This window comes from Parachryseolinea silvisoli (assembly GCF_021190955.1).
Taxonomy (GTDB): Bacteria; Bacteroidota; Bacteroidia; order Cytophagales; family Cyclobacteriaceae; genus Ohtaekwangia; species Ohtaekwangia silvisoli.
Genome location: NZ_JAIOAO010000004.1, coordinates 490,837 through 511,272, shown reverse-complemented (window position 1 = coordinate 511,272; position 20,436 = coordinate 490,837). Strand labels below are relative to the sequence as shown.

At 52.5% G+C, this 20,436-nt stretch carries 16 protein-coding genes; 7 read left to right on the top strand and 9 right to left on the bottom strand.

All coding sequences use genetic code 11. From position 1 onward, the window contains the following. Positions 1 to 14: 14 nt before the first annotated feature. A complete protein-coding gene (locus K7P01_RS25005) occupies positions 15 to 1,274 on the bottom strand; it encodes a hypothetical protein (RefSeq protein WP_267297315.1) in 1,260 nt (419 codons plus the stop codon). Between the two features lie 203 nt (positions 1,275 to 1,477). Here K7P01_RS25005 and K7P01_RS25000 point away from each other — a divergent pair, with 203 nt between their 5' ends. The 3 genes from K7P01_RS25000 (at position 1,478) to K7P01_RS24990 (ending at position 4,099) form a co-directional block, all read left to right on the top strand. Then, complete coding sequence (locus K7P01_RS25000) at positions 1,478 to 3,061, top strand: AAA family ATPase (RefSeq protein ID WP_267297314.1); 1,584 nt, start codon at positions 1,478 to 1,480, stop codon at positions 3,059 to 3,061. A gap of 169 nt (positions 3,062 to 3,230) precedes the next feature. Continuing rightward, positions 3,231 to 3,644: a DUF6157 family protein gene (locus K7P01_RS24995; RefSeq protein WP_267297313.1), complete on the top strand. Its 414-nt coding sequence runs from the start codon at positions 3,231 to 3,233 to the stop codon at positions 3,642 to 3,644. A gap of 26 nt (positions 3,645 to 3,670) precedes the next feature. Next, positions 3,671 to 4,099: a DUF1801 domain-containing protein gene (locus K7P01_RS24990; RefSeq protein WP_267297312.1), complete on the top strand. Its 429-nt coding sequence runs from the start codon at positions 3,671 to 3,673 to the stop codon at positions 4,097 to 4,099. A gap of 16 nt (positions 4,100 to 4,115) precedes the next feature. Here the strand turns inward: K7P01_RS24990 and K7P01_RS24985 are convergent, their stop codons facing one another. From K7P01_RS24985 to K7P01_RS24970, 4 genes are all read right to left on the bottom strand, one after another. Next, complete coding sequence (locus K7P01_RS24985) at positions 4,116 to 4,814, bottom strand: SIP domain-containing protein (RefSeq protein ID WP_267297311.1); 699 nt, start codon at positions 4,812 to 4,814, stop codon at positions 4,116 to 4,118. Between the two features lie 86 nt (positions 4,815 to 4,900). Beyond that, positions 4,901 to 5,758, bottom strand: a complete 858-nt coding sequence (locus K7P01_RS24980; protein ID WP_267297310.1) for a helix-turn-helix domain-containing protein — start codon at positions 5,756 to 5,758, stop codon at positions 4,901 to 4,903. Between the two features lie 104 nt (positions 5,759 to 5,862). Next, a complete protein-coding gene (locus tag K7P01_RS24975) occupies positions 5,863 to 6,780 on the bottom strand; it encodes a helix-turn-helix domain-containing protein (RefSeq protein WP_267297309.1) in 918 nt (305 codons plus the stop codon). Between the two features lie 12 nt (positions 6,781 to 6,792). After that, the gene (locus K7P01_RS24970; RefSeq protein ID WP_267297308.1) at positions 6,793 to 7,689 is read right to left on the bottom strand and encodes an NmrA family NAD(P)-binding protein; all 897 of its coding nucleotides are present in this window, start codon (positions 7,687 to 7,689) and stop codon (positions 6,793 to 6,795) included. Positions 7,690 to 8,022: 333 nt separating this feature from the next. Between K7P01_RS24970 and K7P01_RS24965 the strand changes: the two genes are divergently transcribed. Together K7P01_RS24965 and K7P01_RS24960 are read left to right on the top strand one after the other, a co-directional pair. Then, entirely contained in the window at positions 8,023 to 9,141 is a 1,119-nt protein-coding gene (locus K7P01_RS24965) for an IPT/TIG domain-containing protein (RefSeq protein WP_267297307.1), read from the top strand. Then, positions 9,113 to 9,442 (top strand): IPT/TIG domain-containing protein, encoded by a 330-nt coding sequence (locus tag K7P01_RS24960; protein ID WP_267297306.1) that lies wholly within the window; start codon positions 9,113 to 9,115, stop codon positions 9,440 to 9,442. The genes K7P01_RS24965 and K7P01_RS24960 overlap by 29 nt, the downstream gene beginning before the upstream one ends. Before the next feature lie 88 nt (positions 9,443 to 9,530). Here the strand turns inward: K7P01_RS24960 and K7P01_RS24955 are convergent, their stop codons facing one another. From K7P01_RS24955 to K7P01_RS24940, 4 genes are all read right to left on the bottom strand, one after another. After that, complete coding sequence (locus K7P01_RS24955; RefSeq protein ID WP_267297305.1) at positions 9,531 to 11,774, bottom strand: excinuclease ABC subunit UvrA; 2,244 nt, start codon at positions 11,772 to 11,774, stop codon at positions 9,531 to 9,533. 159 nt (positions 11,775 to 11,933) lie between these two features. Continuing rightward, positions 11,934 to 13,187 carry a YdcF family protein gene (locus K7P01_RS24950; RefSeq protein WP_267297304.1) on the bottom strand — a complete coding sequence of 418 codons (1,254 nt, stop codon included), beginning with the start codon at positions 13,185 to 13,187 and terminating at the stop codon, positions 11,934 to 11,936. Positions 13,188 to 13,193: 6 nt separating this feature from the next. Beyond that, positions 13,194 to 14,729: a RagB/SusD family nutrient uptake outer membrane protein gene (locus K7P01_RS24945; protein ID WP_267297303.1), complete on the bottom strand. Its 1,536-nt coding sequence runs from the start codon at positions 14,727 to 14,729 to the stop codon at positions 13,194 to 13,196. Between the two features lie 14 nt (positions 14,730 to 14,743). Next, the gene (locus tag K7P01_RS24940; protein WP_267297302.1) at positions 14,744 to 18,025 is read right to left on the bottom strand and encodes a SusC/RagA family TonB-linked outer membrane protein; all 3,282 of its coding nucleotides are present in this window, start codon (positions 18,023 to 18,025) and stop codon (positions 14,744 to 14,746) included. A gap of 500 nt (positions 18,026 to 18,525) precedes the next feature. Here K7P01_RS24940 and K7P01_RS24935 point away from each other — a divergent pair, with 500 nt between their 5' ends. Together K7P01_RS24935 and K7P01_RS24930 are read left to right on the top strand one after the other, a co-directional pair. Next, positions 18,526 to 19,194, top strand: coding sequence for an RNA polymerase sigma factor (locus K7P01_RS24935; protein ID WP_267297301.1), 669 nt, complete (start codon positions 18,526 to 18,528; stop codon positions 19,192 to 19,194). A gap of 118 nt (positions 19,195 to 19,312) precedes the next feature. After that, on the top strand, positions 19,313 to 20,356 hold the full coding sequence (locus K7P01_RS24930; protein ID WP_267297300.1) for a FecR family protein: 1,044 nt from the start codon (positions 19,313 to 19,315) through the stop codon (positions 20,354 to 20,356). The last annotated feature ends 80 nt before the right edge of the window (positions 20,357 to 20,436 follow it).

Here is a 20,436-nt window from a genome sequence, read left to right as displayed (position 1 = left end):
CGCTGATTCCCCGTCTACTTTCTATTGACACCAAAGAATGCTCCAAGCGCCGAAAAGGTGCCAACAGCTACCTCATTAAACGCCTCGCTCACTTTCAAATCAAGAAGGTTCAATCCCAGCACATAATACGCCGCGGCACACAACAACCCAATCAACGCCGCATACAGGAAAGGATTAAAACTGAATTTTTTACCGCCTTTTAAGAACGTCAGCAGCGCGCCAAACAGCCCCCCTCCCAACGCCGCCACCAGGAATACCCACGGGAACGTATACGCTACCGTAATCTGATATTGCTGCGTATTATCCTCGGCCGAAATGGTCACATCGCCGATTCCCTCCGACCGCAACATCACCGTCACCGGCTCATTATATTTCACCTCCATGGCCGACGGCGTAATCGTTCCGCGCTCCGCCTGCAAAATTACCTTTCTTGACTTGCCGGAGTTTGAGCCGATATAGCGAATGGTCACGGGTACTTCTTGTATCCCCAGACCTTGTATCGATTTTCGCTCGATGGATAATTGTAACGCAGGCTTGACCGGCACAAACACATCATAGCCATTCGGGTTAAAATTGGTCACGAGCTTTACCAACGCCGAATCCTGAACGTCGCGCTCCATGAGCTCGACATCGGACAACGGCAGGAAAAGATGAGAAAGCTCGAGGCTCTTGGGAGTAATCGTACGAATGGTATTGGAGGTAATTTGCAGCGGGATCGGTTTATCCAACGCCGTCGTGGCGTCTCCCGACTCGTCTACCAATAAAAAGCTAATGGCCCCCGTAAACACATCCTTCTCGGCATTAAACTCCAACGGCACGTTCGAAGCAAACGCAATACGGTACGTCCGGCTGGTGCCATCGCTGGAAGACTTTTCAAAATGCAGCTCCGGAATAATTTTCAACTGCGACACATCAATCTTCGAGGCCAGGGAGTCTTCCATTTTACCGACTACCATCCGGGTCTCTTTTTCATCAAGCTTGCCGAGAACAGTACTGTAACGAATCGTCTGAAGCCCGTCCACTACTTTAATCTCATCGCGGCGCATCAGCTCCTTCGACCCGTCCGGCTGCAGGACTTCGACCTTTTGCGTTGGACGTATATATTCCCGTACGGCAGGTGACACGCGTTGCAACTGGGGCTCCTGCTGCCGGGGAAGGACTTGTGCAGAAACACTGGCATTGTTCAGGGTGGCGGACCGGCGGCGTTGGCTCTCGGCCGGCAACGCGACCGTCAGCAATACAACGAGTAAATAAAAAAAGGTTAGTTTCTTCATGAGCAGAGATTATATATAAAAACCCACCATGTGTCAAGTATATTGACGCACGATGGGCCCCCTCGTATAAAGATAAGAAGATTTAGGTAAACACCTCACAACCCAAAAGTGTCAAAATAGACCTGAAACACAGCCTCTTTAGGGGATTACTTATGGCAATCTTACCGTATTAAACAGCGTCTATATAACCGATTGCGCCATCCATGTCACGTGCGTTAAACAAGGAGTTTCTGCAAATTCTGCATACGCTCAACAATACCTCGGACAACCTCTATATTACGGGCCGCGCCGGCACGGGCAAATCCACGCTGCTGAAATATTTCATCCGTACCACCTCAAAAAAGCACGTTGTCCTCGCCCCTACGGGCACGGCGGCGCTGAATATCGGCGGTCAAACGATACATTCCTTTTTTCGATTTGAACCGGAAATCATTAATCCAGCCACCATTAAAATAGACCACAAAAGAGCAGACTTATTTCGAACACTCGAAATGATTATTATCGACGAGGTCTCCATGGTCCGTGCTGACCTGATGGACGGAATCGATATAGCTTTGCGCAAGAACTGCCGAAAGCCCCATACTCCCTTCGGGGGAATACAGATGGTCTTTGTGGGCGACTTATTTCAGCTCCCGCCGGTGCTACACGATAAAGACGAGGAAGTGATATATACCCGCTATGGCGGCGAATACTTCTTTCATGCGCCGGTATTCCAGAATTTCAATCTGCAGGTCCGCGAGCTTACCACGGTCGTACGTCAGTCACCGCAGCAGACAAAATTCAAAGCCCTGCTGGACAACATCCGCGTCAACCGCGTGCACGACAAAGACCTGAAGCTCCTCCAATCGCGTTGCAAGAAGCCGACGGCAGCCCACAAGCACGCCCTATGCCTGACAACAACCCGCAAAGCCGCAAATAGTTTTAATAAAAAGAAGCTGGATGAGATCGATTCGGTGCCATTCCAATTTGAAGGCACCTTACTGGGCGAATACGAAAAGCTTCAGGATTTGAGCCACCACGAGCTAAACGACAAATTTCCGGCACCCTATATACTCGAGCTTAAAAAAGGCGCCCAGATCATGATGGTCAAAAATGATCCGCAGAAACGCTGGGCCAACGGTAGCATCGGAAAAATCAGTAAAGTAGGCCGCCGTGGCATCGCGGTAATAATCGACGACAAAGAATATAAAGTAGCACCCGAGCAATGGTCGGAAATCCAATACGAACTGAACAAAGATACGGGTGCCATCGAGCCCAGGGTAGTCGCAGCGTTCGTTCAATACCCCTTGCAGTTGGCGTTTGCCATGACCATCCACAAAAGCCAGGGGAAAACATTTAGCAAAATCACCATCGATACCGGCACTGGCGCGTTTGCGCACGGACAGATGTATGTCGCGCTCAGTCGGTGTACAACGTTACAGGGGATTACGCTGGTCAACCCGGTAGACAAACGCGACATCATTGTCGACCCGCGCATCATCGACTTTTATACCGGGGGAAAAATCACCCGCACAAAATTCCAGAAACAGTCACCTGCTGTTAAAAAGGCGCTCCTGGAAGCTATCTCCCGCGGTAACCCTATCACCATCGAATACCGTAAAACCAGGGACGAGATCAGCAAGCGCACCATCAGCCGTGTGGAAATTTGTAACGACTACCAGGACAACGGCTATGAAGACGCCCACATCAGAGCCTATTGTCACCTCCGAAAAGCTGAGCGTACATTCAAGATCGACCGAATCATAACGATCAAGACACTTCGCTCGCTGGGCCGCGTATCCGCCTGAAGAACAATGGAATCTGACGTCGGTCAATAGACTACCGACAGTGGTGTAAGACTTGCGGCTATATCCCGACTTTCACTGAGCACCATACCTGATTTTTCCGGGTGTCAGTACCCTCCCGCATTTGCACTAAACCCGCCACTCACTATCTTGTAAGCCAGTTGCAAAAAATATGAAAACCCATACTACCAATTATTTCGATACGTTTATCGAGGTAGCCGAAGATACAAAGGCCGGCAGTGGCACAAAACCACCGTCGAAAGGCGACAACAAAACCGTGGCCGAAATGCAGTATGCTTTAGTCGCCAGAAGCCCGTATAAATATACCTCGGACGACGTACTCTTCCGGGTATACGCGGAGCGGAACGATATTCCCAAAGAGCAGCACAAAGAAGCCAGGGAACAATTCTTCTCAAAAGGACAGGCCTGTCTTCGCGCCTCTCCACTTACAAAAACGTATGGCTTCGGTATCCACAGCAACAGCGAAGGCAAGATCGCCCTCTATGGCATGGAAACTCCGGAGTACGAAAAACTGACAAAAGACACCAAGGTCAAAAAAGTAAAGGCCATGAAGTCAGCCCGCTAAGACCCGCCCAATAGTATTACCATAGTATGCCGCCCTTTGCAAGCGCTACCGATATTGACAACATGATCGCAGCCCTCCCACGCGACGAGCGAGTACTGGTAACCCGACTGCGTACCCTCGTGACTGAATGTCTTCCGAAAGCAACGGAGAAGGCATACAAAGACCAGGCGATGCCGTTCTATACCCGCAACCGGCTGATCTGTTTCATCTGGCCCCCGTCCGTGGCGTGGGAAGCGAACACCCACTACGAAAAGCAAAAGACCAAAGGCGTAGCCCTCGGCTTTAACCAGGGAAATCTAATGTCTAATGATAATGGCATCCTGCTGGCAGAGGGACGCAAACAAGTATACATGGTATACTTCAAAAAACTGGCCGACATAGACGACAATCAAATCCGGGCCTTGCTGTTCGAAGCGGCCCTGGTCGATGAGCAGTTTCGAAAGACTTCTCCCTAGCCAACCCTACGGTCCATCAGGACCAAAACCCGGTTGCAAACACCTTCGCACGAAATCCGGGAAGAGCCTTCAAAGCCTTCCGCACTTTTTGCACCATCGGAATGTGTCCCGCGATATACACCGCGCTATAGCCGGTTAAATCTTTTCCTTGAACAGACTTCAACAACAGCTCCGCCGGATCGGCGTCTTTTCGCATCATAAAATTAAAGCCCCCCTGCTCCACCACCAGGGACATGGGCAGCGTGTATACTTCGCTCAGATAAACAAAGGCATCCAACGGCTGGCGCTCGGAAGAGATCATTTGCCTCAACGCCATAAAGTGCCCCAGCGCACTCCCATCCCCCAGCCCCAACACAGGGCCATCCGACGAAGGTAACGATGCCGTGCTCGCAGGTGAAAACTGTATCGTGTCGCCTACTCGCAGTTGCTGCGCCCACGCGCTTCCAAACCCTTTGTGTCCGGTTTCAATCAGTACGGTGCATTGTTTCTTCTCCGCATTCCAGGTTGCAGGGCTGTAATCGCGGTATTCAAACTCGCCTACCTTGCACTTGATCCGGGGGATAGACTTCCATTTAGTCATATCGACTGTGGGAAGATAAAGCACCAGCTCCACCATGGCCGCCGGTTCCCAGTGCCGGATTTCCAACACCTCGCCCTCATCAATGAGGGCCTTCTCTAACAGATTGAATACTGCCTTCTTAATGCCATTCGCCATACCTTGTCCTTGCAATTAACACCACGCAAAGGACGGGCAACCGTCACGCGGCAACAATGGCCGATCCGCGGCAATGATAGGACAAATCACGGTAACTTGATTTTTTGCCGGAACTGCAGCGGCGTCTGCCCGGTCATCTTACGGAACAAACGGTTAAAATAGCCCGGGTCAGTATACCCCAGCTTGAAAGCGATCTCCTTTACCGATTGCGCTGTATAGAAAAGCGTGCGCTTAGCCTCCAGGATAATTTCGTGATGGATCCAATGACTAACAGGATATCCGGTGGTCTCTTTCACCACTTCGTTCAAATAGGCTGGTGAGATATGCAACGACGACGCGTATTGCGCCGGGCTTTTCATCACACGAAAGTTAGCCAGCACCAATTTCCGGAATTGCTCGGTGATCAGCGCCGGACGCGAACGGTGGCGTGTTTCCAGGTCCAGGTTCTGTTGAATCGCGCACGAAAATAAATTGAGACAAACATCCAACATCGAACGCAACGTAGGTTCTAAACGAGGGTCCTGTTGCCAACGTGCATCCAACCGTTGCAGCAACCCAAAGCTCTCCTGAAAAAAAGAAATCTGCGAAGGCTCAACAGCAATAGGCCGGTTCCGAACTGCACTTTCCATCAACACCGAACGGAACGAATGATGGATCCAATCAGCATCCACCGCGATAAACCAGAACACGGCATTTTTTGCATACGCACCATGGTGCACCTGTCCAGGCAGAATACAGAGCGCGGCACAGCCCTTCGTCTCCACTTCCTGAAAATCAACTACCACCCGACTCAAACCACGCTCCTGAAAAAACAGTATATAGTTTTCATCCCGGTGCGGCTTGTTGATATGCGACAACAAATGTTCGGAAACCTTCGCGATCTCAAACATCTCCTTGCCCCGCCCGCGAAGATTAAATGTCGGAATCCCGGCCCGCTTTTTCATAGCACCAAAATTGACAAAAGCCTGCCGTAAAGAAAAGGAATCCCGACACCCGGCAAAATAAAATCCATGGGACAAATCGTGGGTTGCAGATTCTTGCAGCTTGCTCAAAACGATTGCCTAAACTCCAACGGCGAAAGATTCGTCTTCGCCTTAAACAACTTACTAAACGACTGCGGATGCGAAAAGCCCAATTGATACGCAATCTCACTCACGGTCAGATCCGTCGTCGACAGCTTCTCCTTTGCCCGATCAATCAGCTTATCATGAATATGCTGCTGCGTATTTTTCCCCGTTAGCATCCGTAACATACTCCCCAAATACCCCGGCGACACATTCAGCTCATTCGCCAGATACGTCACCGTCGGTACGCCTTTTTCCATCAGGGTATCACTCGCCAGATACGCCGCCAACAGGTCCTCCATACGCGCCAGCAACTTATGATTGCTGACCTTCCGCGTAAGAAACTGACGGTTATAAAAACGATCCGCGTAGTTCAGCAACACTTCCAACTGCGAAATGACGATCGCCTGACTAAACTGATCCATGTTCGCCCGGTATTCATGTATAATGCTTTGCATCACCCCTATCACAATCGCTTCCTCTTTCTCCGACAGGAAGAGCGCCTCGTGCACCGCATAATCAAAAAAGGCGTATTGCTTAATAGACTTTGCCAACGGCGTATTCCAGAGAAAATCGGGATGGATCAGCAACATCCATCCCGTATGTTCAACTTCTTTGTCCGGCTCCCACTCGATGCGAAGCACTTGCCCCGGCGCCATAAACGTCATGATCCCCTCGTCGAAGTCATAAACCTGCTGACCGTATTTCATCTTCCCGCCAAAGTTCCGCTTCAACGCAATCGAATAGTGATTCAATACCATCGTCAGCGCGTTGCTCGTGTCCGAATGACGGACGTCCTCAAACCGAACCACACTGATGAGCGGATGCTCCGGCTTCGGTAGCTGCATCAGGCGATGGTATTCGCTGATGGAACGGATGTGCTGCGGTTGGCTCTGACTCATACGACAAAGGTATCAGCTTTGATGATAGACTGCTGCAAACTCCTTCGCAAAATCAGTCAGCTTAACCTTGCCAAAAACGGGCTTATGCTTGTTATAGTCCTCCGCCAGCTTTCCCGTGTGAAGACTGTCATACAAGTCCACATACAGCCGGGCTGAATGCGCGTTAAAACCTGCCTGCAGCGCACGGGCCAACATCTCTTCGTTGGAGATTACTTCCCATCGCAGACCCGGTTTGCCGATGGCATCGCCTAAGACGCGTGCAATCTCATTCGCCGTCAGCTCCTCGCTGGCCACATACCGTATCTTCCGGCCCGTGGCAGGATGTTCTATTTCATCCGCGATCGCATCCGCAATATCCAGCGGTGAAACAATGGCCACCACATCCTCCGCCCCATAATTGGAGGCGATCTTTCCCGTCACTTTGATCTGCCCGATAAAGCTCAACAGGTTGTAATGAAAAGACGTAGGCCGCAGGGTGGTAATGTTTATCTCCGCCGGCAACGCTGCGAAGACCTGCTCTACCGCGTGCGCGCCTAAAATAAATCCCGTCCCGGCGTCCAGGTCCGCGCCAAAGCTGCTCAGGTGAATCACACGCTGTACGCCCGAAGCAACAATAGCTCGTGCGTAACACTCACCCAACTGCCGGGTATACGAGATGGGCTCCAGCGACTGGTCATAGTAATAATTGGGCGGCGTCATACAATATACTACGTCGGCGCCTTTGAACGTTTCTGTCAGAAAGGAAACATCCTCCAACGATCCAATCGCGGCCACGGCGCCCAGTGATTCAATAGCGTCCTTCTTATCAGCCTTACTGCTGATCACGATCACCTGGTGCCCGTTGGCAACGATTGTTTGGGTAAGCGGCTTGCTGATATGGCCCAGCGAGCCTGTAATAACAATTCTCATATGCGTTGATTTTTTTATACCACAAATCTCCGTCAGGAATTGCCAGGCATTTTAGTCGAATCGACTGGCGTTGTAGCCATACCGAATGCTGTACATCGATCGCACGTAAACACACGGCCTGTCAGAACCTCGCTGGGTAGCCTTCATCAGCGGTTACCAATGATATACTAACTATTTATAGTCCTTCTCTTGGATATTCTGGCGGGGTAGCTACCTTCGCAACGCGATTTAGTAGTATCAGAAATTATGTTGAGGCTCTTCCAGAGCTATTGGCCAAATTTTAACTGTATCAGAAATAACGATTGTCTAATCTCAAATTAGTAAGCTGTGTTAATGAAAAAAGTACAACTCCTGTTTGTTCAGGCTGCCGTGTGTTTGTCACTTCTTGTTGCGTGTGGTGAGGACAATGACGACCTCTCCACCAATCCTGATGATGTTGCGTTTTTAGACTTTTCGCCGGCGACGGCTTTCATCGGCGAGGAGATAACGATCCAGGGTAAGAACCTGGGCACCAATCCGCATGCGCTCATCGTTACCTTCGGCGATGTTGTCGCGAACGTCGTGAGTGTGGACGGGACATCCGCCAGGGTGATTGTGCCCGATGATATAGAAGCAGCTTCTGTCGGGTTAGCGCTCCGGATAAGCCTGGCGTCTTTAAAAGCGGGTAAAGCCTTTACCCTGAAAGCGCCAGTGATCGAATCTATCTCGCCGACTTCGGTATTGCCCGGGCAAGAGGTGGTCGTCAAAGGCAACGGGTTTAGAAACTCCCAAAGGTTTGAGCAGGTAAAGTTTGGGAATACCCTGTTGAAAGGTGAATCAGTCGACCCCGGCAATACCGAGCTTCACCTATATATTCCCGCCGATGCGACGCCGGGAAAATATACTGTCGGCGTCACGGTAGCCGGATTGACCGCCACGGCCGCCGACCTGGTGGAAGTCACCGGTCCACCGGTGTTTTCAGGCTTCTCCCCGGCGACAGCGTTTATCGGTGATGAGATTACCCTGACCGGCGAAAACCTGGGTACGGATCCCGACCGGTTGGCCGTCAGCTTTGGAGGCGTTGATGCTACGGTGGTGAGCGTCGACAAGACGTCGGCAAAGGTCATTGTGCCGGATGATATAGAAGCGTCTTCGGTACAGATTCGAATCAGTATACCGGGTGAAGAGCTTCTGACCTCGGACAATAATTTTATACTGAAGGCTCCTGTCATCGAGTCGCTTTCGCTTACCCGCGGATACTCCGGGCAGTTGGTGAAGATTATCGGTAAGGGTTTTAGAGATTCTTACCGGTTCGAGCAAGTGGCCTTTGGCAGCAAAGTCATCGAGCGGGGCTCCGTTGCCAGGCCCGGACATAACGAGCTGCTCGTCAGCGTACCACAGGCTCGCGGCAGGAAAGTATCCCGTGTCTGTTACCGTAGCCGGCATGACGGCCACGGCGCCCGAGTCCTTTGAGGTTATCGTGCCATCCGTTACGTCGTTTACGCCATCCTCGGGATCCCAATACGCTACCATGACCATTACTGGAACAAACTTTATCGATAAAAACTATACCGGCAATAAGGGCGGAAATACCAGTGTCAGTTTTTCTGATTTTGCCACAGGGCTCAATTCACGGACAGGCCTCGTGACGTCAATCACCGATACGCAAATAACGGTGATCGTGCCGCAACTGTGGCCCGGGACGTATAAAGTGACGGTAGGCGTGCAGGCATCTTATGTTTCCGCGGAAGCGGCTTTTACATACGAAGAGTAGCAAAAAAGCAGCGTGAGTGTGAGCGCGAGAGCGAATACAGGTGTTCTGTATTTTTCTTCGCGCTCACACCCACACGCACACTCTTTCATCATGCCCCTATATAACCACTCGTAATCGACCCCTCCGCGTGCAGCAGCTCCTGCGGCGTTCCCTCAAACACAACGCGTCCGCCTTTATGCCCGCCGTCGGGGCCCATGTCGATGATCCAGTCTGCGTGGCGCATGACGCTTACGTTGTGCTCGATCACAATCACCGTGTTGCCGGCGTCTACCAGGCGGTTCATGATGCTCAAGAGGTGATCGATGTCCGACATGTGTAACCCCGTAGTGGGCTCATCCAGTACATAGATACTGCCTTTCTTGTGCAGCTCGCTGGCCAGCTTGATGCGCTGGCACTCCCCACCCGACAACGTGCTGAGCGGCTGCCCGAGCGTCAGGTAATCCAACCCTACGTCGCGCAACGCCTGCAGCTTCTTTTGTATCTCCTTTTGCTTAAAGAACTCGCTGGCCTCCGTCATCGTCATATCCAGCACATCGGCAATCGACTTGCCGTCGAGGGTATACTGCAGCACCTCCTCTTTAAACCGCTTCCCTTCGCAAACATCGCAGGGAACCTTTACGCCATCCAGAAACGCCAGGTCGGTATAGAGCACACCGGCGCCCTGACAATTTTCACACGCCCCGGCGGAGTTGAAACTAAACAGCGAAGCGCTTACATTGTTCTTCGCAGCAAAAACCTTTCGCACATCATCCATAATACCCGTATAGGTAGCGGGATTGGAGCGCGTCGACGTACCCACGGCCGACTGGTCAATAACCACGGCGTCGGCATGCTGCTTTAAAAAGACGTGATGAATCAACGAGCTTTTGCCGGATCCCGCGACACCCGTCACCACGGTCAGGATACCGGTGGGGATCTGGACACTCACGTCGTGTAGATTGTTGACGCGGGCGTGCCGAATGGCCAACGACCCCGTCGCCCGGCGAAATGTACTCTTGATCGGCGTCGCCTGCCGCATGTGCCGCCCCGTCAGTGTACCCGACGTCAGCAACGCATCAAACGTCCCTTCAAACATAATGGTACCGCCGCGATTGCCGGCGTGCGGCCCCACATCCACAATGTGGTCGGCGACTTTAATCACATCCGGGTCGTGCTCCACGACGATTACCGTATTGCCCTTGTCCCGCAACTTCTTCAACAGATCATTCAACCGGTGCACATCGCGCGGGTGCAGCCCCACGCTCGGCTCGTCGAAGATATACATCACATCCACCAGGCTGCTGCTCAGGTGCTTTACCATCTTGATGCGTTGCGACTCGCCGCCCGACAAGCTGCTGGTCTCACGATCGAGGCTCAGGTAATCCAGTCCAATATCCACCAGGTGTTGCAGTCTTTCTTTCAGTGTGCCCAGCATAGGCCCTGCGACGGGTGCATCGATCGCTTCGAGTACGTTGATCAGCTCGGTAATCTCCAGCGCCGAAAGCTCGGCAATATTCTTACCACCAATCTTACAGTGCAACGCCGCCTGACTCAACCGCGCGCCTTTACACAACGGACACCGCTGCAGGCCGATGTAGGGTTCCACACGCTTTTGGGTTCGCTCCGACATCGTCTTCAGGTCGCGCTTGATAAAGGCTTTCGTAAATTTCTCGATCACGCCCTGGAAAGTAATATTCATCTCACCACCACCAAACTGCATCTTCACCTTGCGGGGTTTGCTGTGCAGCAGCAGGTCCATCTCTTCGGGCGAGAAATCGCGCAGCTTCTTGTCGTTATCAAACAACCCCGAGCCCTGATACATTGCATTCTCCCAGGTCGCAAACACCGGCACCTGCACCGCCCCTTCGTTCAAGGACTTGTCCAGGTCTACGAACGAGTCGGCCAGCACGCCCATTTTTTTCCCCAGCCCATGGCATTCCGGGCACATGCCCTGGGGATCGTTAAAGGAAAACACATTGGAGTTGCCCGCATACGGCTGGCCTACGCGGGAATAGAGCAGCCGCAACACCGGGGCGATATCCGTGATCGTCCCCACGGTAGAGTGCGACCCACCGCCCAGGCGCTTCTGGTCCACGACCACGGGCATACTCAGATTTTCGATGGCATCGGCTTGCGGGGGTGCATACCGCGGCAGGAAGTTGCGCACAAACATCGTGAAGTTCTCGTACAGCTGCCGTTGCGCCTCCGTGGCAATCGTGTCGAAGACGATCGACGACTTGCCCGAGCCCGAAACACCGGTGAAGATGGTGATCTTCCGTTTCGGTACGCGGAGAGAAATGTCTTTCAGGTTGTTTTCGCGTGCGCCGCGGATCTGAATATACTCTTGCATCATAACATTTTGGGGGTTCGTGAATCTGACTTTAACGGATAACGGCCCCCTGGGGTTACAACGCTGCAAACTTCACGACGTGGCCCCCGATAAAAAGAAAACCCACCCTGCGTCATAGGCTATGACGCAGGATGGGCAAGTCTCTCTGGCAACACGCCGGCACTACGGGTCCAGCGGATCCAGGGGATCCATATGCAAACACTCCATAACCGGATAAAACTCGATGACGTGATTCGTCAGTTGTTTTTTCCGCGTGTACGGCGTGTATCCCAGCTCCCGGATATTTCGAGCATCAAAACTGTCGGCGGCGGCGTATTTGGTTTGTGACATCGATGTTACAAACAACGCTGGCCCCGTGACGGGAATTCCATACCGGACCATCAACCGCACCGCATTGCGAATATTGGTCGTCGTGTGCCGCGCCTGCGGCTCGACAATAATGGCCGAGGCGGGAATGTTATACTTCTCCATCAGGTACTTCTTCATTTCCACGGCTTCGTTGTACGGCCCCTGAAACGGGTAACAATACCCACCCGAAGGAATAATGAACGGTGCATCCCCGGCCAGGTATCGGCGCGCCGCCATATCACAATGAATTTTTCCATTCGGACTCACCGGCGTCGTGGTCAGCGCAGGCCCCGCCCCCGGCAACACAATGGCAGCATACCGGTATTTCTTCCAGTCGGTTTTTTTACTCTGCTCGAAGGCGGCCTTATTAACACCTTCTTCCAAAGGTTCCAGACGCGCCGGCTCATCCCGGTCGTTTGCCTGCATCAGCTGCATGGCCACCGCAAGCGATGGCTTGTAAAATACATCCAGGCCTTCACTCACCTCTGCCAGAGACGACATGATATCTTTCAACGTCGTGCGGTACATGCGTGAGGTCACGACATAACTAACCGAGTCGATGTGCGGATAGCGCATGCGTTTGCCCAGCCCGTATTGATTTATAATATAATCCATCCCATAAAAGCACTGGCTCCACGCCCTGGCCAGCAATACACCGTTTGCCATACCCGCAAAGCGCTGGTAATAACCCGACGGCCGCAGATGCGCATCGATCATTTTGTCAAACACCTTTTTATTGGCCGCGTAAACATGGTTTAGCTCCCCGGCGAGCGACGCCGTATCGCTCTTCCAGAGAAAGTCAGGCATCAGGCTGGCAGGATACGAGCATGTATCCGTAACGTGCGCCTTCAGAATTCCGACCTTCGCCTGTAGAAAAGACTTCAAGGCAACGTTCCCCGCCAGAACAGCCCTCACGTCCGACGTCTTGTCGATCACCGTGAGTAAATAAAAATTCTTATCCGCCGTCAGGTCGCCGGAAGACAGCCTGCGATAATTTTTATCATACCCCTGCGCGGCCGCACACGCGGCCATCAGCATCAAAACAATAATGGCGTTGATTCTCTTCATGGTATCTTATTTATATCCCTCGTTCTGATACATCTTCTCGGGATCGAGCTTGTATTCATCGAACGGTATCGGAAAATAAACATCTTTGGTGGACACGTTTTTCAGATCCGAAATGCCGTAGTCCGCCGGATTCTTGCTCTTCATATAGTCGACAAAACCCTGAGGTTCCGAGCCGAAGGTACGGAGCAGATCGAACAGGCGGTGGTTTTCAAACGCCAGCTCGACCCGACGTTCGTGCAATATAGCCAACTGCAGCGTCGGATATTTCGCGTGATACACGGGATCTGCATCCGCCGTGGCATACGGCAGAAGGCCGGCCCGCGTGCGCGCCTGATCCAGGTAGCCAATCGCCTCCGCGGTGTTTCCAAGACGCTCGTTCACCTCGGCAAGCATGAGGACGATATCGGCATACCGCATCAGGATAAAGTCGTTGCCGCCATACGCGTTGATACCCGCCGCGCCGCTTGCATCGCGATACTTGGTGATAAACCAGGCTTTTGCTTTCGCATGGTCGGCCCACTTCACCGAGAAGTCCTTCCGGATGTCGTTTGCTTCGTAGTCGTTTACCAGGTCGGTGTTGACATACGTTCCCTGCCCCGTGGCCGGTTTCTGCGAGTTGATGGTCTCCCCGATGGATTGATTGCGTGCTGCCAGGCCCGACGCGTAGTTCTGATCGCCTTGCTTGTAGACGATCTGGAAAATAATCTCGGGACAGGTATTCTTCTTCGCCACGTCGAACACGTCCGCATACGGAATTTCAGACAGCTGGCCAAAGCTACGCATGCCATACGCTGCTTCCAGGTAGGTTTTGGCGTTGGTGAGATTCTCCTGGCGGCCCGCGGTAAAGAGCTCACCCATGGTCAGGTATACCTGGCCGAGTAAACCGTTGATGGCTGCCTTGCAGGTACGCCCCTTGGCCGCAGCCGCCTGTATGTTGGGAATTTCAGATTCCAGGGCGGCTTTCAGATCGGCAACGATCTGCGCATACACATCTTCCTGTGGCACGCGATACGTGTGGGTCACGATCGCATCATAGGACGTCAGGTTTTCCGTTACCATCGGCACGTCTCCCCACTTGCGCACCAGGTGGAAATACGTGAGGGCACGCAGGAACAGAGCCTCTGATTTATAGATGGAACGATTGGCCTCGTTCGTGAATTTAATAGCAGGATTGTCCACGTACGACAACACATAATTGGCGCGCGACACCGCCACATACAGGGCGCTCCAGTGCGACTTCAGGTTGGTGTTACCCGGCAGCAATGAAAAATTGGTAAACTGAAAGGGCTCTCCCGCGTTGCCCTGGTTGTCCAGCCGGCCGGTATTGTCAGAGCGCTCCTCACTGAACAAGTCACTGGTCTCACCTAAACAATCGTTGCTCCGGATGGCACTATAGATCCCGGCCACAGCTTTGTCGACGTCGATCTCCGAAGAAAAATAACGATCGCTGGGCACCGCATTCGGGTTGGGTACATCCAGATAATCGCTGCACGATGCCAGCACCAGCGCAACGACTACGAATAGGAAACTTATATTTTTCATGGTAAAAAGTCTGTTTAGAATTGAACTCTGATTCCTGCGTTATACGATCTCATCAGCGGATACTTACCGTAATCCACACCGGGCGTCAGGTTTCCGCCATTGGCATAGTCCACTTCGGGATTATAGCCTCTGTATTTCTGAAAAGTGTGCAGGTTATCCGACGATACATAGAAACGTACGTTCGAGATCGTATTTCCCGTAAGCGCCGCCATGTTCCACGTATAGCCTATCGTTACGTTGGTAATTCTGAGGAACGAGGCATCGTTTAAATAAAATGTAGACAAGCGCGTACTGTTACTTTGTGTCCCGCCGCGTGACGCACGGTAGATCTCACCGTTACCGGGATTTTCGGGCGTGCGGAAACGCTCGTCTACGATCGCGTACTGGTTGCCCGAACCTTCCATGTTCAGGTTGTAGTAGTTTTGTCCATCGAGCACCTTGTTGCCATAGGAGCCGTTTGCCGATGCCGAAATATCGAAGCGCTTATACCGTCCCGACAAATTGAATCCGTAGATAAACTTCGGGTGCGGGTTGCCAATGATCGTCTTATCCTTGTCGTTGATAACACCGTCGGGAAACAGATCGGCAAAGTACAGGTCACCGGGCTGTATCTTGGTACTCTGCGCCGACGACGGCGCATGCCCCGTGCCGTTGTTCATGGCGTCCGCTTCCTCCTGCGTCTTCACCATACCGGCCACCTCAAATCCGTAGAACATCCCGATGGGTTGCCCCTCTTGCGTAATGTGCGTCATATACGAGCGCTCCGCGCCGTTCGTAATGATGGTCGACGCCCCGCCAAGGTCGAGCACCTTGTTCCGGTTCAGCGAAAAGTTTCCGCTCGCACGGACCTCATAATCGTCTGACGATACAATCAGTCCATCGAGCTGAAGATCAATACCGCGGTTGTTGATCTTCGAGTTGGGTAAGTTCGTGAGCATCGACGTAGAACCCGCCACCGCCGTGATCGGTTTGGAGAACAGCAGGTCGTATGTATAGCTGTCATAATAATTGGCGATCACCGACAAGCGTCCGCCGAACAAACCCACATCGACACCCAAATTGGTCTGCGAGGTAGATTCCCACCCCAGCTCGTTATCGCGGAACGGACCCGGATACATCGCCGTGGCAACATTATTACCGATCACCACGCCACCCCGGGTCATCGTCTGCTGGTAATTGTATGCGCCGATCCCGTTGTTACCGCTCAAGCCCCAGCTTGCCCGAAGCTTCAACGTGCTTTGCTCGCCCAACAGATCCCGGTAAAAAGTCTCGTCGGAAACCGTCCAGCCTCCGGATACGGAAGGGAAATAAGCCCACCGGTTTTCAGGACCGAAAAGTGAGCTGCCGTCTCCGCGGAAGGTAGCCGTGAGATGGTAACGGTCCAGGTAGGTAACGTTCACGCGACCGAAGGCCGACGCCATCGTATATTCGGTAATAGCGCTTTCTTTATTGCGCGTAAAGTTGCTGGGATCGGCTCCGCCACCCGTAACATAAGGCACTTTGTCGTCTGTAAATCCATTGGCCGAAACATCAACCAAATCCGTATAGTGCGATTGTGCCGACGCACCAAGCACACCGCTTACGCCGAACTTGTCGAATTTCTTCGTATAGTTCAACGTAAATTCCGTGAGGTAATCCCGTTCGTCCGACCGTGCATTGCGCGCGTTGGCCGCTGTAATAGCCTGAGGCGAATACGGTCCAAAATTACCCGAGGTAATGCTGGTCGGCCGGTAAAACTCCCAGTTGTCGGTATAGTTGTAGGTACCGAACGAGAGCCTCGCCGTCAGCGGCTCGATGATTTTATATTGCCCGTATACATTGTACGTGGCACGTGTGGTCTTACGCAAATTCTTTACCTGTTGCACGTACGCCACCGGGTTTTCGATATCACCCTGGAAAGCATAATCCGCCGCTTGCGATGCCATGCCATACTGTGCCGGCGTGCCGTCCTCATTGTATGCCGGCAGAAAAGGAAGGTAAATCAACGCCGTGAGTACCGGGCTTTGGTGGAAACGCCCTTCCGTCACCTCTTTCGACTCCGTATCGGTATACGCCAGACTCGCGCCCACCGTCATCCGTTTCGAAACGTCAATGTCCAGGTTCGAGCGCAGGTTATACTTCTTCAGACCGGTGTTGATAATTATCCCTTCCTGGTCCTGGTATCCGCCGGAAACGGCATAGCGCACACCGTTACGTCCCCCGACCACCGACAAATTATGACGGTTGTTGATGGCATTCCGGTAAAGCTCATCCTGCCAGTCGGTATCATACTGCGGGTCTTTGATCGTACCCGAAGCGAAGTCATACATATACTCGGGAATTCTGATCGTGTTGGCATTGGTGTTGTTGGTATAGGCCGTCCGCGTGGCGTTGTCGTCACGCACCATGTTGTCGTTCCACGCCTTGCCTTGTGAGGTCACCAGGTCTTTATAGGTCTTGTTGTGCGCGTCGACAAAGAGATCGTAGAATTGCCGGGCGTTCAGGACATCCACCTTGCGGGCAAGTTGATTGACACCAAACTGGTAGTCGTAGGTGATCGTCGGCTTTTCTTCCTTCCCTCGCTTCGTGGTGATCAGGATCACACCGCCGGATGCCCGCGATCCATAGATGGCGGCCGAAGCGGCATCCTTCAATACCTCGATGGATTCGACATCCTCCATGTTCATGAAAAGATCGCCGTTCTGCGGATAGCCATCGATTACATACAGCGGATCGGAGCTCGCGTTGATCGAGCTTGTACCCCGCACGCGGATCTTCGTGCTTTTGTAAGGAGCTCCCGTTACCTGCGAGATTTGTACGCCGGCCACTTTGCCCACCAGCGCCTGCCCTACGGTGGGCGAGGTACGATTGAGCTCACTGGCCTTCACGCTGGCAATGGCACCGGTAACATCGCTCTTGCGCATCGTTTGATAGCCTACCACTACAAATTCGTCCAACGCTTGTGTGTCGCTCTCCAGCGCTATTTGTAACATCGTGCTGGTACCGATCGCCTGTTCAACCGTTTTATACCCCAGAAAAGAAACGACAAGCGTCGTGGCATCATCCGGAACGCTCAGCGAAAAAACCCCGGCGGCATCGGTGATCGCGCCAAGCGATGTCCCCTTTATCTGGACAGTCGCACCGGGTATAGGCTCACCCGTCGCCGTGTCGGTAATTTTACCGCTTACTTCTTTTCGTTGTTGAAAAAAAGCGCCGGCGCTTGTCTCGCCCGCAGCATCCAGGGGTGCATAATAAAACACGACCGACAGCAGGCATGCGATCGCGTGTAGCAATTTGTTGGTAAATAGTTTACTCATATGCATAAAGTTTAAAGCGCTGTGAATGTTAGAGGAGTGACCACGCTCATGGGATCTTTCAAAGGCGGCAAAAATGAAAAAATCATCGGATGACTGCCGCGCAGTTTCATTAAGCAATCGTTACGCTTGATCGATTCGTTTTAAAGGCGTGTTAAGACGCACGCGTGGCAATGATTGTGATTTCGTTACCGAAGACCTCCGTCGCGGCATGACATGCCCCTCTCCACGGGCGGAGGTTGCTCATTCTTCACATAGACATAACGTTGTATCGTCGCCGGTCCTGCACATGGAGCCCGTCGCGGCGTGCGCGAATCCCATCGCGGTGGTCGCGAAAACGAATGTGCCTCCTAACGTGCCGACGAGCTTGCTGCAGGGCGCACAGGCTTGCGTCGGTTTCATATTATCTCAAAAAGAAAATCCGCGTGCTTGCCACCGCCCGCGCTGAAAACCGAATCATTTTGATTTTTCCCCAAAAAGGAATAATTTCATCATTACAAACGATGGAAAACCATTCGTACCATAGAGAAGTGAACATCTTTCTGTCCGCGAGGAAGGAAGAAACCGAGCGTGCCGCCGACAAGGCCAGTGACCTGGAGCTCTGGAGCGCCTTTCGGCAAGGCGACGAAGCCGCCTTTGTGGACATCTACAAAACCTACGTCAACAAGCTCTATAATTATGGAACCAAGTTTTGCAGCGACCGCGAGCTGGTAAAAGACTGCCTGCAAGACTTTTTTATCTACCTCCGCAAAAACCGCGAGACCCTCGGCGACACCACATCCATCAAATTTTACCTGTTTAAAGCCTTTCGCCGGCGCGTCGTAGACTACATAAAAGCACAGGAAACCGAGCAAAAGAAAAATCAGCTGGCCGACATCTTCCAGCTGCAGATCGAGGTCTCCGACGAAGTAAAGTTTATCGACCGGCAGCTCCACGAGCAACAGCTCTTGCGGCTCAACAACGCCATCGCGGCCCTGACAGAAAAAGAACGCGAGGCCATCTTCTATTACTTCTATGAGGGACTCAGCTATCAGGACATCGCCAAAATCCTGAACTTCACCCACATCGCCTCCGCCCGCCGGCTGATCTACCGCTCGCTGTCTAATATTAAAGACATGCTCATCATCCTATCCTGCCTGGTCGCCCCCGGCCTCCTGGCATTCCTTCGCTGACCCAGGCTGTCGGCCCAAAAGCCGCTTTTCACTCCGATTTTCCCACCTTTCAAAAAAAAATCAACTTTTTCGGTATCATTCCAACGTTTGCGCCCTTTTAGGGGTAAATAGTCAGAAAATGTCTGTAAACGATCCGGAAGAAGATGTTGTCGTCACACTGTTGTCTAATAAGGACTTCAAGGATTGGGTATTAAACCCTTCCGGAGATAGAGACTTTTATTGGCAGAATTGGATAAAATCCAACCCCGACAAGCTCCCGGCGCTAAACAAGGCCCGCGAGCTGGCGCTACAGCTCAAGTTCAATGAAGACCATCTCACACCCCAGGAAGTAGACCAGCTGCTGGGCGATATCATATCCGAAAAGACCTCCACCCGCGCCGGCAAAGCCGTCAGCCTCCAGCGGCATAGCTATACGCGGTGGATAAAAATCGCTGCGTCCCTCCTGTTGGTCCTCTCCAGCAGCGTATACCTGTACCGCTATGTTGCAACCGCATTCAAAGCCGAGGTAGCCGTCAAAAAGGTGCAAACGCGCAAAGGGCAGCGCCTCCGCATCGACCTGCCGGACGGAAGCGTCGCCTTCCTCAACGCCGGTAGCACATTAACCTTCCCCGAAGCATTTTCCGATACACTGAGAAGCGTCGCACTCACCGGCGAGGCTTTCTTCGAAGTCGTTAAAAATCCCGAAAAACCCTTTGTCGTCAAGACTGCAGACATTCAAACGCGGGTGCTTGGCACCTCCTTTAATGTGCGGTCGTTTGAATCCGACAGCGCCACCGCTGTATCACTGGTTACGGGAAAAGTGCGCGTCGCCCCCGAGCATCCGTCAAGCAAAAAGCAAGAATACGTGCTCGCCGCCGGCGAACGCCTGGTATACCGTCAGACGGATCACACCTTTGAGAAAGCAACCTTTGAAATAGCCGATATAACCGGCTGGAAAGACGGTGTGCTGGTATTTAGTGATACCGACTTTGCGGCCACCATCCAACGCCTGGAACAATGGTATGGCGTGGAGATCACGGTACAACATCCGCCTTCAAAGGACTGGCACGTCAACGGGCATTTCGAAAACGAACCCCTGTCGGAAGTGCTCGCCAGTATCCAGTTTGTATACGATATCAAGTATACCATAAAAGATAGTAACGTAGTCCTAACATGTAACTAACCCATGAGACAACAGACAAACCAAAGCCCCTAAAAAAAAACGGAAGATCAACACGTGACCTTCCGCATTCCTTCGCTCCG